Source organism: Frankia sp. AvcI1 (assembly GCF_001420875.1).
GTDB lineage: Bacteria > Actinomycetota > Actinomycetes > Frankiales > Frankiaceae > Frankia > Frankia alni.
Genome location: NZ_LJFZ01000032.1, coordinates 20,302 through 34,406 on the forward strand (window position 1 = coordinate 20,302; position 14,105 = coordinate 34,406).

General features: G+C 74.6%; 9 protein-coding genes and 10 pseudogenes. 14 read left to right on the forward strand and 5 right to left on the reverse strand.

The features are described from left to right. Position 1: 1 nt before the first annotated feature. From UK94_RS65635 to UK94_RS65655, 7 genes and pseudogenes are all read left to right on the forward strand, one after another. Positions 2-206: pseudogene (locus UK94_RS65635) on the forward strand (bifunctional nuclease family protein); the annotation flags it as partial. A 1-nt stretch (position 207) separates the two neighbouring features. Then, a pseudogene (locus UK94_RS65640) lies at positions 208-394 on the forward strand (DUF151 domain-containing protein); the annotation flags it as partial. A gap of 859 nt (positions 395-1,253) precedes the next feature. Then, on the forward strand, positions 1,254-1,780 hold a 527-nt coding region (locus UK94_RS25815; protein WP_235489893.1), incomplete at its 3' end, for a MerR family transcriptional regulator. Between the two features lie 200 nt (positions 1,781-1,980). Continuing rightward, on the forward strand, positions 1,981-2,754 hold a 774-nt coding region (locus UK94_RS25820; RefSeq protein WP_235489895.1), incomplete at its 3' end, for an ATP-binding cassette domain-containing protein. A gap of 1 nt (position 2,755) precedes the next feature. Beyond that, a pseudogene (locus UK94_RS65645) lies at positions 2,756-3,030 on the forward strand (daunorubicin/doxorubicin resistance ABC transporter ATP-binding protein DrrA); the annotation flags it as partial. A 54-nt stretch (positions 3,031-3,084) separates the two neighbouring features. Further along, positions 3,085-3,330: pseudogene (locus UK94_RS65650) on the forward strand (ABC transporter permease); the annotation flags it as partial. A 1-nt stretch (position 3,331) separates the two neighbouring features. Beyond that, positions 3,332-3,866: pseudogene (locus UK94_RS65655) on the forward strand (ABC transporter permease); the annotation flags it as partial. A gap of 60 nt (positions 3,867-3,926) precedes the next feature. Here the strand turns inward: UK94_RS65655 and UK94_RS25830 are convergent. Continuing rightward, complete coding sequence (locus UK94_RS25830; protein WP_157734445.1) at positions 3,927-4,586, reverse strand: hypothetical protein; 660 nt, start codon at positions 4,584-4,586, stop codon at positions 3,927-3,929. Between the two features lie 1,183 nt (positions 4,587-5,769). Between UK94_RS25830 and UK94_RS25835 the strand changes: the two are divergent. From UK94_RS25835 to UK94_RS25855, 7 genes and pseudogenes are all read left to right on the forward strand, one after another. After that, positions 5,770-8,371: pseudogene (locus tag UK94_RS25835) on the forward strand (FtsK/SpoIIIE domain-containing protein); the annotation flags it as partial. Positions 8,372-8,480: 109 nt separating this feature from the next. After that, positions 8,481-9,704, forward strand: a complete 1,224-nt coding sequence (locus UK94_RS25840; RefSeq protein ID WP_235489897.1) for a hypothetical protein — start codon at positions 8,481-8,483, stop codon at positions 9,702-9,704. A gap of 6 nt (positions 9,705-9,710) precedes the next feature. Continuing rightward, the gene (locus UK94_RS25845; RefSeq protein ID WP_009739496.1) at positions 9,711-9,974 is read left to right on the forward strand and encodes a hypothetical protein; all 264 of its coding nucleotides are present in this window, start codon (positions 9,711-9,713) and stop codon (positions 9,972-9,974) included. Positions 9,975-10,245: 271 nt separating this feature from the next. Next, positions 10,246-11,181, forward strand: a 936-nt coding sequence (locus tag UK94_RS65665) for a trehalose-6-phosphate synthase (protein WP_235489937.1), incomplete at its 3' end; no start/stop codon positions are given. Positions 11,182-11,183: 2 nt separating this feature from the next. Then, a pseudogene (locus tag UK94_RS65670) lies at positions 11,184-11,579 on the forward strand (trehalose-6-phosphate synthase); the annotation flags it as partial. Position 11,580: 1 nt separating this feature from the next. Continuing rightward, a pseudogene (locus UK94_RS65675) lies at positions 11,581-11,766 on the forward strand (trehalose-6-phosphate synthase); the annotation flags it as partial. Between the two features lie 252 nt (positions 11,767-12,018). After that, positions 12,019-12,210 (forward strand): hypothetical protein, encoded by a 192-nt coding sequence (locus UK94_RS25855; RefSeq protein ID WP_308203131.1) that lies wholly within the window; start codon positions 12,019-12,021, stop codon positions 12,208-12,210. Positions 12,211-12,271: 61 nt separating this feature from the next. On the opposite strand, the gene UK94_RS25860 is transcribed toward UK94_RS25855, so the two are convergent. From UK94_RS25860 to UK94_RS65690, 4 genes and pseudogenes are all read right to left on the reverse strand, one after another. Further along, positions 12,272-12,693, reverse strand: a 422-nt coding sequence (locus tag UK94_RS25860) for a histidine phosphatase family protein (protein WP_235489899.1), incomplete at its 5' end; no start/stop codon positions are given. 1 nt (position 12,694) lies between these two features. Next, positions 12,695-12,807, reverse strand: a pseudogene (locus UK94_RS65680) (histidine phosphatase family protein); the annotation flags it as partial. A 193-nt stretch (positions 12,808-13,000) separates the two neighbouring features. Beyond that, a partial coding sequence (locus tag UK94_RS65685; RefSeq protein WP_313949596.1) for a WhiB family transcriptional regulator occupies positions 13,001-13,193 on the reverse strand: 193 nt, incomplete at its 5' end. Between the two features lies 1 nt (position 13,194). After that, positions 13,195-13,369 (reverse strand): annotated as a pseudogene (locus tag UK94_RS65690) (WhiB family transcriptional regulator); the annotation flags it as partial. Positions 13,370-14,105: the final 736 nt, after the last annotated feature.

Genomic DNA, 14,105 nt, shown 5'->3' on the forward strand with positions numbered 1-14,105 from the left:
NCCCATCTGGATCGGCGCCGTCGAGGCGACCGCGATCGCCTTCGCCCAGGAGGGCATCACGACGGCTCGACCCATGACCCATGACCTGATGCGGGACGTGTTGCGGGCGCTGCAGACGGACCTGACCCGGGTGACGATCACGGACCTGCAGGACGGCGTCTTCTTCGCCACCCTCGTGTTCGGCAACGGGGTGGAGGTCTCCGCCCNCCCGTCCGACGCGATCGCGCTGGCGATGCGGATGGGGGCGCCGGTCTACGGCGTCGAGGCCGTCCTGGCGGAGGCCGGGATCACGGTCCCCGAGGAGCAGGAGCAGGAACAGGAGAGCGAGCTGGAGAAGTTCCGGGAGTTCCTGGACACGATCTCTCCCGAGGACTTCAACACGCCCGGCTCCTGAGCCCGCCTCCGCCCCGCGGCGACGAGCTGCCGCGGGGCGGCGTCAGCATGCCTGCGGTCACCTCGGCGCCGGTCCCCGTCCCNGCGCGCCCTTGACCTGCCCTTTCAGCAGCTTCACGGCGGCCCTCGTGGCGCGGGTGGCCCGAACCGGGTGCCCCGTCGGGGGGATGGAGGCGCGCGCCGCACCCCGTTCGCGGGCCCACCGCACCCCGTTCGCGGGTCCACCACGCACGGGGGCGGGTGTGGTCCCGCCCGGGCCGGACCGCGGGCTCCTTTCCCCTGGCCTGGTGGGTTTCGGCGGCCCTTCGCTCCGGGCGGGCGGGCCCGGTGTGGGACGAGTCCGGCCATGACCGCTCCGATGCGATTCCTTTTTGTCCGATCTGGCCAGTGATGTCCGCTGGACTACGGACACGCCGGCTTAGATCATTGAAGGAACCGCACGTCGCTCCTACGGTCGGAGGAACCCGATCCCGGAGCTCGTGGCCGCCCGTGCCCGTGGTGGACGCGTCAGCGGACGAACGTGCTCCGGCACTGACCCTTGCCGGGGAGGTGGTGACGGCGGTCCGTGCCCGGACCTGTGGACCCGCGCCGCGGGAGGCCGGGGCGCGTGCGTNGCGCGCGTCTCGGGCCGGTCCGGGGTCACGTCGCTCGATGGCGACGTGCCGGCCCGCTCGCTCGCGGGCCGGCGGTGGGTGCCGGTGCGGGCTGGTGGCGTCTGGTCGGGACGATCCGGACGTGGCCGTGGAAGTGACTCGACCGGGCTGGGCGTCCGGGATGGCGGGACCGGGTGACCGGCCGCCTGGACCGACCCGGATCGATCCGGAGGATGGGGCTGGCATGGCGGCGAAGTGCGTACGACGATGATCGAACAGGGCCAGCTCTTTCCGGACGAGATCCCCGAACCTCCTGGGGACGACGTCGGATACCGCGGGCCGACAGCATGTGCCGCGGCGGGCATCACCTACCGCCAGCTCGACTACTGGGCGCGGACCGGCCTGGTGGTCCCCAGCGTCCGCGGCGCGTCCGGCTCGGGCAGCCAGCGGCTGTACTCCTTCCGGGACGTCCTCGTTCTGCGGGTCGTCCGCAAGCTGCTGGAGGCGGGCGTCTCGCTGCAGAACATCCGGGTCGCCGTGGAGCACCTGCGCACCCGGGGAGTGGACGACCTGGCCCAGCTCACCCTGATCAGCGACGGCTCGACCGTCTACGAGTGCACCTCGGACGACCAGGTGATCGATCTGGTCCGCGGCGGCCAGGGGGTGTTCGCGATCGCGGTCGGTCGGGCCCTGCGCGACATGCGCGGCCAGCTCGCCGAGCTGCCCTGCGAGCGCCCCGGCCAGCCGCCCGCCACCCACCCGGGCGACGAGCTCGCCAGCCGGCGCACCCGGCGNAGCAGCGCCTGAGCCCCGCCGCGCGTTTCCCCCGGACGCATGAATGTCCGGGATTTGTCGGCCGCGGATTATGTCGGCATCGCTTTTCGCCGATTTCCGGCGAGGGCGAGCCGGTGCGCCGCTGATGGGCAGGAGTCCGGCAGGGGCTGGGCCCGGACAATCACGGGAACTGTCGGTGNGGTGGCATACGGTCCGCACTGTGGCAGACGAACCCGCGGTCCTCGCCGAAGGCCTGCAGAAGAGTTACCGGGGCAAACCGGCGCTGGCCGGGCTGGACCTGCGGGTCGCCTCGGGCACGGTCCACGGCGTGCTCGGTCCCAACGGCGCCGGTAAGACGACGGCGGTCCGCATTCTGTCGACGCTGCTGCGCCCGGACGGCGGGCGGGCCCGGGTACTCGGCGTCGACGTCGTGCGCGAGCCCGACGTGCTGCGGGCTCGCATCGGGCTGACCGGCCAGTACGCCGCGGTCGACGAGCGGCTCACGGGGCTGGAGAACCTGGAGATGTTCGGCCGGCTCTACCGGCTGCGGGCCGGCGTCGCCCGGGCCCGCGCCCGGGAGCTGCTCGACCGGTTCGACCTGGCCGACGCCGCCGGCCGCCAGACGCGCACCTATTCGGGTGGGATGCGCCGCCGGCTCGACCTCGCCGCCAGCCTCATCATCAACCCGCCGGTGCTGTTCCTCGACGAGCCGACCAGCGGCCTGGATCCGCGCAGCCGGGCCGCCCTGTGGCGGGTCGTGGAGGATCTGGTCCGCGACGGCACGACGGTGCTGCTCACGACGCAGTACCTGGAGGAGGCGGATCGGCTCGCCGACCGGATCTCCGTGATCGACGGTGGCCGGGTCATCGCGGAGGGCACCGTCGACGAGCTGAAGGCGCGCATCGGGGGAAGCCGGCTCGACCTCGTCCTCGCCGGGGACGATCCCGCCCAGGTCGAGGCGGCTCGGGCCGTGCTCGACCGGTTCGGCACGGGGNCGGCGACGGCCGACCCGGCGACGCGGCGGGTGGGCGTGCCGGTGGCGGGCGCCGGCGTGCTGTCGGACGTGGTCCGGGCGCTCGACGAGATCGCCGTGCGGATCGACGACGTCGCCCTGCACCGGCCGTCCCTGGACGAGGTCTTCCTCAGCATGACGGGTCGCAGGGCCGGCGGTGCGCAGCCGGCCGTGGCCGGCTCCGCCGTCCCGGCCGCGCGCGACGGCGCCGGCCGCGGCGGCGACGATCGGGACGAGCGGACGGTGGCGGCACCATGACCATCCTGGACACCGGCGACCCACGGGCGGGATCCGTCGAGCTGGTGCCCGTGNGCCGCGGGTCGCTGGCGTGGGCGGTCATCGACGCCTGGGTCATGGCGCGGCGCAACCTCGTCCAGACCTGGCGGATCCCGGAGCTGACCGTCTTCGCGACGGTCCAGCCCGTCCTGTTCGTGCTGCTGTTCACCTACGTCTTCGGCGGCGCGATCAACGTCGGCGGCGGGCTGGACTACGTCGACTACCTGATGCCCGGCGTGTTCACGCAGACGGTGATCTTCGGCGCGATGGTCACCGGGCTCGNCCTGGCGGAGGACCGCCAACGCGGCCTGATGGACCGGTTCCGGTCGCTGCCGATGACCCGCTCGGCGCTGCTCACCGGCCGGACCCTGTCCGACCTGCTGCGCAACGCCTTCATCATCGTGGTCATGCTGGCGGTGGGGCTGGCGGTCGGGTTCCGGTTCGGCGACACGACCGTGCCCGCGGTGCTCGCCGGGTTCGGCCTGATCCTGCTGTTCTCCTACGCGTTCTGCTGGCTGTCCGCGGTGATCGGCCTGTCGGTGCGCAGCGCCGAGGCGGCCCAGTCGGGGGGCTTCGTCTGGATCTTCCCGCTGGTCTTCGCGAGCTCCGCCTTCGCGCCGGTCGCGACGATGCCGGGCTGGTTGCAGGCGTTCGCTCGCCACCAGCCGGTGTCGGTGACCATCGACGCCGTCCGGTCGTTGTTCCTCGGCGGCCCGGTGTCGTCGTCGCTGCTGCAGTCCCTCGCCTGGTGCCTGGGCCTGCTGGCGGTGTTCGCGCCGCTGGCCGTCGGGATCCACCGCAGGTCGGCGTCGGGCTGAGCCGAGCCGTGCCGTCCGGCATGCGGTGCCCCGACCGGTGCCTGCCGTGCCGTGGTCGGCTCAGGTGCGGCCCTCGGACTCCTGGGCGTTGCCCAGGGTGGCCTCGTAGGCGAGCCATTCGGCCCGCAGCACCGGCCAGCCGTCGGCGCGCAGCAGGTCCACCACGGCGGGGTCGTCGTCGACCACGACGGCGACCTGCCGTCGCGCGCCGAGCTGGCGCAGCTCGGCGCGCTTGAACACCCGGGCCGGGCGGCGGTCGTCGTCGGGGCGCATCCGCAGCTCCCCCAGGGGCAGGCCCTGCTCGCCCAGCCAGCGCCAGGTCGCCGCCCGCGACCGTTCCGGCCGGCCGGTCAGCCATACCACCTCGTGGTCGCGGGCGAGCCGGTGGACCAGCTCGACCCCCTCGGCCAGCGGCGGGTCCGCGGGCGCCGCGGCGAAGAACGCCTCCCAGTCGCCGGGGCTCGCCCGCAGGAACCGCAGCCGGTGACGGACGTCGGCCACCACCCCGTCCACGTCGATGACCGCGAGCGGCCGCTGCTCCGGCACCATCGGCTCCCCCCGACCGCCGGCTCTCGCCGCGGCGGAGTCGGCCGGGCCGCCGGGCGGTGAGCCGCCCACCGTGCCGCCGGTCCGGTCGGCCGTGCCGCCGGTCCGTTCGGCCGTGCCGCTGGTCCGGTCGGCCGTGCCGGCGATTCCCGCCGCTTCAGCCGCGTCCGTCACCTGGATCCCCTTCCCGCGTGGCCATCGACGCTGCGCGCCCCCGCCGGGCGGCTCGTCGACGACCCGCCGGGGACGTTGCCCTCGCCCGGCCATTGAACACGCGCCCGGTGCCGCATATCGGTCCCGGTCGTGCGCTGTCTGCCGGATCGCCTCGAACATCGCACCTTCCACCCCGTCGTGGGCGCCACCCGTCGCGGGCCGCGGCGGCCCTGTCATGGTCATGGATCGGCGAAACCGGTTCGACGCCTCGCGACGGTGTCGGGTGNCCCACAGGCCGCAGCGCGCGGACACCCGACCGATCGGGTCCGCGCTGGCGGGCGGGGGTGGTCTCGGCGTCGTCCGTGCGGTGGCGGCGGGTGTGATCCGGGTCCGAACGGCCACGTCGGCGCCAGGTGAGTCGCTAGCGTGGCCATGGTCAGCATCCGGTGCCGCTCGGTGACGGCGCCACCCCCACGGCCGCCCGGCGGGTACGCCGGTTCGGCCGGTCGGCGGGNTCTGGGATGTTTGCTCCCTCGGACGTGTCATGGTCGTCGGGGGAATTGGCGTCGCCGGGTGCCCGACGCGGCGGCGGTCGCCCGGCGCTCCCGGTGCTCCCGGTGTGGTGCGGAGATGGTGTGGGGAGGTCGACGATGTCGGGTACCCGGCGGGCGCGCACGCTCGTGGCCGGTATTCAGTCCTCGCTGGGAGCGGCGCTGGCTCTTGCCGACCGGCTGGAGGAGCAGGCGGCCGAGCTCGAACGCGGCGGAGCGCCGGCCGCGACCACGGCGGCGCCGGGCGCCCCGGGGCGACCGGGCACGGCGACCGGGTCGCAGGGCGTCGACGCCGAGCTGGCGCAGGCCAGGATGATCGCTCGCAGCGGGGCCCGTGGTTTCGCCGGTGCCTCCTGGGCCGCGCCCGACTGGCGGCACGGCCCGTTCGGTGCCGCCCCCGCCGCGGCGGGTGGCGCGCGCGGCCGCTTCCGCCCGGGCCTGTGGCAGGTCGGGCAGGTCGTCATCCCGCCGGACGAGCCCGGCGCGCCGCACAGCACGGTGCCGCTGGCGGTGCCCCTGCTCGACGGCCGCAACCTGCGGATCGAGACCACCCCGGCGCGGCGCGCCGCCGCGGTCGATCTCGTCCGCGGGCTGCTCACCCGGATCCTCGCCGCGGTGCCCGCCGGCCGGGTCCAGCTCGTCGTCTACGACCNGCACGAGCTCGGCGCCGGCCTCGCGGGCTTCGCGCCGCTGCGGGCCGCCGGCGTCGCGTCGGCCACCATCACCACCCGGGCCCGGCTGGAGGAACGCCTCGCCGAGCTGTCCGCCGAGGTGGGCCGCATCACCGTCGAGCGGCTCGCCGGCCGGTTCGACTCGCTGCGCGAACGCGAGGACGCCGGCCACGGCCGGCCGGAGCCGTGGCTGCTGCTGGTGCTGCTCGGCGATCCGCGCCTGTACGAGGAGGGCGCCCGGTCGCTGGCGGCCGTCGCCGCGCAGGGGCCCGCCTGCGGCGTCCACGTCCTGTCCATCGTCCAGCTCGTCCCGCAGCCCCACCCGGGCGGCCTGGACGCCGGCGACGACCTCGACGACGTGACCCCGCCCGATCCCGACTTCGACGATCCGCGCCCGGACGAGGCGGCCGACTCGGTCGCCGAGGCGCTGCCGAACTCGGTGGTGTTCACCGCCGTCGAGCTGCTCGCCGACCGCCCGGACTGGCGCGGCGCGCAGCCCGGCCTGTGGCGCACCTCGCTGACCGGCCTGCTGGCCGTCCAGCTCGACCCGCCGCCGCCGGCGGCTCTCGTCACCGCCGTCACCAGGCAGGTCGCCGACGCGGCCGCCCGCGAGGCGTCCCGCCCCCCCGGCATCGCCGAGCTGCTGCCCGGCGCCCTGTGGGAGTCCGACAGCGCCGCCGGCATCAGCGTGCCCGTCGCCCAGGGCCCCGACGGCCCGGTGCGGCTCACCTTCGACGACGACACCGTCCACGCCCTCGTCGGCGGTCAGGCCGGCGCCGGCAAGTCGACCCTGCTGCTCGACATGGTCTACGGCATCGCCGCCCGCTACGCCCCCGACCAGGTCCGCTTCCACCTGCTGGACTTCAAGGAGGGCCTGGAGTTCGCCCAGTTCGCCGCCGGGGCCACCGACCCGTTCTTCCTGCCACACGCCGACACCGTCGGGATCGAGAGCGACCGTGAGTTCGGCGTCGCCGTCCTGCGCGCGGTCCGCGAGGACATGCGGCGGCGCTCGGTGGCGATGCGCGCCGTCGGCGCGCGGGACCTGCGCGGCCTGCGCGCCGCCGACCGCAGTTCCGCCTGGCCGCGGGTCCTCGTCGTCGTGGACGAGTTCCAGGTGATGCTCACCCCGATGGACGCCATCGCCCGCGAGGGCGTCGCCCACCTGGAGGTCCTGGCCCGCCAGGGCCGTGCCTACGGCGTCCATCTGCTGCTGGCCAGCCAGACGCTGTCCGGCATCGACGCCCTCGACTCCACCGCCGGCAAGCGTGGCTCGATCTTCGGCCAGTTCGCGCTGCGGGTGGCGCTGCGCACCTCGATCTCGGAGTCGCGGGTCCTGCTGTCCACGGCGAACGAGGCCGCGGGCGCGCTGTCCGGCGTCGGCGAGGCGATCGTGAACCGGCGCAACGGCCATCCGGCCGGCAACGAGCTCGTCCGGGTCGCCTTCCCCGACCCGGACGTGATCGCCCGGCTGCGGGACCGGCTGGCGACCACCACGGCGCGCAGCCTGCCGTCGGCGCCGCGGCCGCGGGTCTTCGTCGGCCACGCCCCGGCGATCCTCGACGACAACCCGGTCTACCGCGCGTTGGACGGGCGCCCCGCGCCGCCGGCGATCGAGTCCACGGCCGCGCCGATCGGAGACGACCCGCCCATCGCGATCGGCGCGTACCCCTCCGCCGGGTCGGCGTCCCTCGCCCCCACTCCCGACCGGTCCGCGTGGCCCGGCGCCGCCACGTCCGCCGCAGCGATGCCCGGGGTCGAGATGCCCGGGACGGAGACAGCCGGGGCCGAGCTGCCCGGCGTCGAGCTGCCCGGCGTCGAGGTGGCCGGCAGCGCGATGCCCGGCGGCGACCCGCTCGCACTGGTCGGGGTGCCCGTCGACCTCGCTCCGGCGGCGGTCGGGGTTCGCCTCGCCGCCTCGCCCGGGCGCCATCTCGCCGTGCTCGGCCCGCTGCGCCGGGAGGCGGTCGGCATGGTGCAGGCGGCGGCGGCCAGCGTCGCCGCCCAGCTCCCGGCCGGCGGCCTCGTCGCGGAGATCGTCGCCGCGGAGCCGACCGCGCTCGGCGCGGCGGAGATCCTCGCCCAGCGGATGCGGCGCGCCGGCCACCCCGTGCGGGTCGTCGACGTCACCGGGCTGCGCGCGGTGCTGGCCGCCGCCGCGGACGCCTGCCGGGCCCGGGAGGAGGCGGCGCTCGCCGGCGCCGGCGGTCCGTTGCCGCCCCTGCGGCTGGTGGTGGTGTTCGCGATGGACGCCGGGCGGGCCGCCCTGGAGGTGCGTGATCCGGCGTCGCGCCGCACCGGCCTCGACGATCTGCGCACGGTCACCCGCCGTGGCCCGGCTACCCGCGTCCACCTGGTCGGCTGGTGGCGCGGGGTGTCCCGGATGGCGGAGGACCTGGGGCCGGTGAACCGGGACGACATCGCGGCCTGGGCGGCTGCGGGCGTGCCGGGCAGTGACCTGTTCGCCCTCGCCGGCCACCGCCCGGTGGCCGGCGGGACGATGCCGAACCGGGCGGTGCTGTTCGACCGGCACACCCAGTCCGAACCGCGCACGGTGGTGCCGTTCGCGCCGATGGTGCGGGGGTAGGCCGGTGGCGATCGGGCAGGAAGATCCAGACGGCGCCGGCTGGGCGGGTGCCCGCCGCGAGGCGGGGCGCGCCCGGCCGGCCGGAGCCGGGGGAGAACGGAACGCGATGATGGCGGGAGCTGAGCCGTTGGACCCCGAGGCCTGGTCCATCGCCGGGTCGTGGCAGCGCGGCGCGACGGCGACGCCGGACCCGCCCGCGATCACGGCCGTACCCGCCCCGGGCCGGCCGCCCGCGACTGCCGACCCCGATCCCGACAGCGATCCCGATCCCGATCCCGATCCCGGTCTCGGTCTCGGTCTGGGCCCCGACGATCCGCTGCGGGCGGCGATGCAGTACCGCCGGCTGCTCGGCGCCTCCGACGCCGCCCGCGCCCGCGCGGACCGGGACGCCTACCAGCGACGTCAGGGCGGCCGCGCGCAGGCGCGCCGGCACCGTGAGGCCGCCGCCGACATCCGGGCCCGGGTCGAGAGCGTCTGGGCCCAGGTCGCCGAGCCGCTGGCCCAGTACGGGCTCACCGACCTCGACCAGCTCAGGCCGGCCGCCGCCGAGCCCGCGGTCGCGCTCACGAAGAAGGCCGCCCCGCGTCGCGGCGCCGACGCGCCGGCCCAGCGGCGGGCCGGTCGGCCGCTGGCGAGTTCCGGACGGGACCTGCGCGGCGGGCCGGCCGTCGGCGATGCCGCCGGCCGCGAGGGCCGCCGGCCGGCGGGCGACGGGCGCGAGGCGCGTGGTGCGGGCCGGTCGGGGCGCGAGGGTCGGTCGGGGCGGGAGGGCCGGCCAGGGCGCGAGGGCCGGTCGGCGCGCGGGGGTCGGTCGGGGCGCGGGGAGCTCGGCGCCGTCGGGCAGCCGGCGGCGACCGCCCCGGTCGATCCGCGTACCGCTCCCCGCCAGGCCTACGACCTCTGCCTGGAGGCGATGAGCAAGGCCGCCGAGCTGCGCGCGGTCTCCAAGGCCGCTGGTTCGGCCTCCGCCGGGCTGATGACCGCGCTCGCCTGTCTGCTCAGCCTCGTGTTCGTGGGGGTGCTGCGGGTGTTCACCGAGGCGCCCGGGCTGCCCTGCATCATCGGCGCGGCGGTGCTCGCGGCGGCGCTGGTGGCCGTGGCGGCCGGCTCCGAAGACGGGGTGAAGGCGGTGTTCCGGGCAGGCATGCTGGGAGCGGGCGCCGCCGCGGTGGCGGTGCTCGCCACGTTCCGGCTCGCGCCGATGGCGCCGGTCGACGTGGCCGCCGCGTTGCTCGCGCTCGCGGCCGCGGCCCGGTTCGGCCTTGGGCTCGGCTCGGGCGTCGAGCAGGCGCCGGCGTCCGGCTCGCGGGCCGGTGGCTCCAGGAAGGGATGAGGACGGGTGTCAGGCACGATCGCCGACGTCAAGGCGCAGCTCGACGAGGCGTTCCGGCGCACCGAGGAGGTCGCCGGCCAGCTCGAGGGCGCGCTGAGCATGATCGAAGAGGCGCAGGCGATGGTGATCGCGGCGACCGACGGCAGCGAGCATCGGGCCGTCGAGCAGCTCACCAGTGCGCTCGTCGAGACGCGTGACACATTGCAGATGTCGCTTGCCTCCCTGGGCTCGGCCGTGCAGGAGGTCCGGGACTACCGGGACGGCCTGTAGCCCACCTGTCGTGATCGTCGGCACACTCGATGTCGCCGGGGACGGCCGCCTCTCCACAATGGTGGTACGTGTTGGTTACGGACGGAAATCGCGTCGGTGGCAACAGTGACCAGATGAAGGTCTGGGTAACAACGCTTCAGGCACCCCGCAACGCGGTGCATCCGAAAGCGGGGCTCACTACAGTCCGGATTGTCCCCGTGCGCCCGGGCGCCCGAGCGATCAGGGGCACCGGACGCCGAGTACCGCCCGTGACCAGGAGGCTNCATCCGCCGTGTCGGACTTCATCCCCCTCGACCTGCCTCTCGTACTCCTGTCCAACCGCGGTCCTGTCAGCTTCGACCGGGACGCCTCCGGGCGCACCGTGAACCGGGGCGCGGGGGGCCTCGTGTCCGCCCTGTCCGGACTCGCCGAACACCTCGACGACGCCGTGTGGGTCTGCGGCGCCGCCGGCGAGGAGGACGCCGCCGTCGCGGCGGAGAGCGCGGGCGGGTCCATCCTCGTCCAGACGCAGCCCCAGCCCCACGTGGTGGACGGCGAGCCGGACGGCCCGGCGATCCGGGTCCGTCTCGTCGTCACCGACCCGACCGCCTACGCCGACTTCTACAGCGTGTGGTCCAACCCGATCCTCTGGTTCATCCAGCACGGCCTCTACGGCCGGTCGCTCGCGCCGGTGCTGACCCGGGCCGAGCACGACGCCTTCGAGAACGGGTACGCGGCGGTCAACCGCGCCTACGCCGACGCGGTGGTCGACGAGGTGCGCGCCCGCGGGGGCAAGGCCCTCGTCCTGCTGCAGGACTACCACTTCTACCTGGTCGCCGACTGGGTGCGCGAGCAGTGCCCCGACGTCGTGCTCACCCACTTCGTGCACATCCCCTGGCCGGGCCCGGACGAGTGGCGCATCCTGCCCGGTGACATCCGCGAGCGGCTGCTGCGTGGGCTGCTCGGCAGCGACGTCGTCGGCTTTCACACCCGCCGCTACGCCCGCAACTTCGTCCTGTGCGCCCAGGAGCTCCTCGGCCTGCCCGTCGACCTGGAGAAGCTCACCGTCACCGTCGGAGACCGGGTCGTTCGCGCCCGCTACTACCCGATCTCGGTCGACGCGGCCGCGCTCGACGCCACCCAGGCGTCGGAGGAGGTCGCCGCGCACATCGCGATGCTGCGCTACATCTTCCTCGACGACGATCGCCAGCTCATCCTGCGCGTCGACNNCACCGACCCGAGCAAGAACGTGGTGCGGGGCTTCCTCGCCTTCGGCACGCTGCTCGACCAGCATCCCGAGCTCGTCGGCAAGGTCAGCTTCCTCGCTCTGCTGCAGCCCAGCCGCACCGACGTCCCGGAGTACGCCGACTACATCGCGCTCATCGGCGCGCTGGTCGCCGAGATCAACGCCCGGCACACCAAGGAGGGCCGCCAGCCGATCGACCTGCGGATGGTGGAGGACTTCCCGCTGGCGGTGGCGGCCTACTCGATCTGCGACGTGCTGATCGTCAACGCGATCGCCGACGGGATGAACCTCGTCGCGAAGGAGGTGGCGGTCGTCAACCGCCGCGGCGGCGTGCTGGCCCTGTCCGAGATGGCCGGCGCCCACGAGGAGCTCGGCGAGTTNGCGGTGACCCTTCAGCCGTTCGACGTCCAGCAGATGGCCGACGCCCTCTACACGGCGCTGACGATGCCGATGGAGGAGCGCCACCGCCGGCTCGCGGCCGCCGCCGAACAGGTCCGCACCCACGACGTCCGGCGCTGGCTCGACGACCAACTCGTCGATCTGCGCCGGATCGCCGGGTTCATCTGAGCCGCCATGGTGCCGGGATGAAGGCGCGATGGCGGCGGGACGGGGTCGGACGGGCTGGCGGACCGCGGGCCGAAGGACCCGGTGCGGTCCGGATATCACCCTGCCGACCCGCCCGCCCGGACGGGTCGGAAGAAGGGGCGAATGCACATCGGCCCCGGGCATCCGCCGTCGGTGTTCGCAGGTAGTCTCGCAGCGGGAACGAGGCGCGTCGCGCCGCCGGCCGGCGGCGCAATGACAGGGACAGGAGTGGACGTGAGTGAGACCGGTCACCACAAGGCCAACACGGGTTCGTGGCTGGCGGTGCTGCTGCTGATCGCGGGCTCCGTGATCGGGTGCTTCGCGCTCATCCTCGCCTCGGTGCCGCTGTGGATCGTCACCGCCGTGCTCCTGGTCGGCGGCGGCATCATCGCCCTGGCCTCCCGGATCATGGAGCAGGCGTACTGATCCCGGCGAGCCGCAACCCCGGCGGCCTGCAACCCGGCGAGTCGGGCGGTGCCCGGCGCGCTCAGCTCGAGGCGGCCGGGGGGTCGGCCTGCGCACGCAGCGCGCGGGGAGTGACGTAGGAGACGAGCCGGGTCGAGTCCTGGCCGAGCTCGGCCCACCGCGACACGGCAAGGTCCTCGACCGCGAGCGCGGCGGTGGGAAAGGTGGGGATCCGGAAGCGTTCGTCGGGGGCGAGCAGGGCCACGGCGAGCGTGTGGATACCCGGGTTGTGCCCCACGAGCAGGACGCTCGGCACCCCGTCGTCGACCTCGTGCAGCCGTTCCAGCAGGGCCTGTGCCTCCGCCAGGTAGAGCCGGTCCTCGACCAGCACCGGCACGCTCGCCGGCAGCGCCTCGGCGATGCCCTCGACGGTCTGCCTGGTCCGCAGGGCGGCGGAGCACAGGATGAGGTCCGGGGCCAGCCCGTTGTCGGCGAGGTGGCGGGNGATGAGCCGGCAACCGCGGCGCCCGGCGTCGGACAGCGGCCGGTCGACGTCCGGCAGGGATCCGTCGGCCCAGTCGGACTTGGCGTGACGCAGCAGCAGCAGCCGGCGGGGCGNCCTCACCCGGCACCACCGAGCAGTCTGATACCGCGCGTGGAGAACATGAGGTCACCCGCATTCCGTGCATGGCCGTGGATGGCCGTGTAGCGCTGTTCTGGAATGCGGAAATGTACCAGCCAGGAACCTTGACGGCGAACGGCCCGGCCCCGCGTGGGGGTCGGGCCGTTCGCCGTCAGCAAGCGTCGAGGGTCAGCTCGCGACCGAGGCCGACAGCAGCAGGCGGTCGGCGAACACCAGCGCGTCGTCGGCGCTCAGGCGGCCGCGGGGAACGACGGTGGCACGCTCGTCCGAGGTCAGCCCACCCCACACGCCGTGCTCCTCCTGCCGGAAGATCGCGGTGGCCAGGCAGGGACGCTGCACCGGGCAGTCCGAGCAGATCTTGNGGGCGCGGGTCTCGGCGGCGGCGCGGGCCTTGGTGTTACGGCCGTCCGGCGGGAAGAACGCGTCCGGGTCGCCGTCGCGGCAGGCCGCGTCCTGGCGCCAGTAGGCGGGCCAGCCGGCGCCGAACGGCTGCGGCGGCAGGTCACGACCGGGAAGAACGGGTACCCCGGCGCTCATCGGGCATCACCGCAGACGCAGAGGCACGCGGCGAACAGGAAGATGGGTGCGGCGGAGCTTCTGGCAGATAGCACGCTGGGNTGACTGGGCATACCGTCTCCTGCTGACGTTGCAAAGGCGGACACATGCTTTTGCAGACCGCCAAATCCGGCGTAGCGCGACACCCCAGACAGGCAGGTCAACCTTGTTGCGGCGAGAAGCCCCCTGGGGCTCCGGGAGGAATCCGCCGACGGCGCCATTCGCGTGGCTTACCGGGGGTGGGCTCCGCTCGGAAACGATCCCGTCTCGTCTCGTTAACCGAGGAACGTAGACGTCTCTCGACCGGATAGCAAGGGTTCCGGAACGCGGACGTCCGGAGTGCTCCCGCGGGCCGTCAGGAGGCGCGCCGGGAGGCCGTACGGGCGATCCGCGGCGACGCGAGCCCACCTGAACGATCGTGGCCGGACTGGCAGCCGCGGGCGGGGCGAGGCTGTCCGTCAGGAGAGAGTCGCTGGTGGGCAGNGGAAACGGGCGCCCGGGAGATCGCTGTCCGGTGGCCGACAGGGAACACGGGAGTCCCCACCGAGAGGACTACGATCGCCCACTCGGCGCNGCGCGCGGCCGCGTTGCGGGCAGATGACGAACGGGGGAACCCCGTCCGGGGGGCGCTACCGAGCCGGATTCGGCCGCGAAATGTGCGCAGAACCACATTCGGCGCCTTTGCTGATGCACGGGCCGCTGGTGGGGCCCGGGTACG

Excerpts from the sequence above, each read along its gene's own strand:
- UK94_RS25840 (WP_235489897.1), top strand. The coding sequence starts at position 8,481 with ATGGCGGGAGCTGAGCCGTTGGACCCCGAGGCCTGGTCCATCGCCGGG.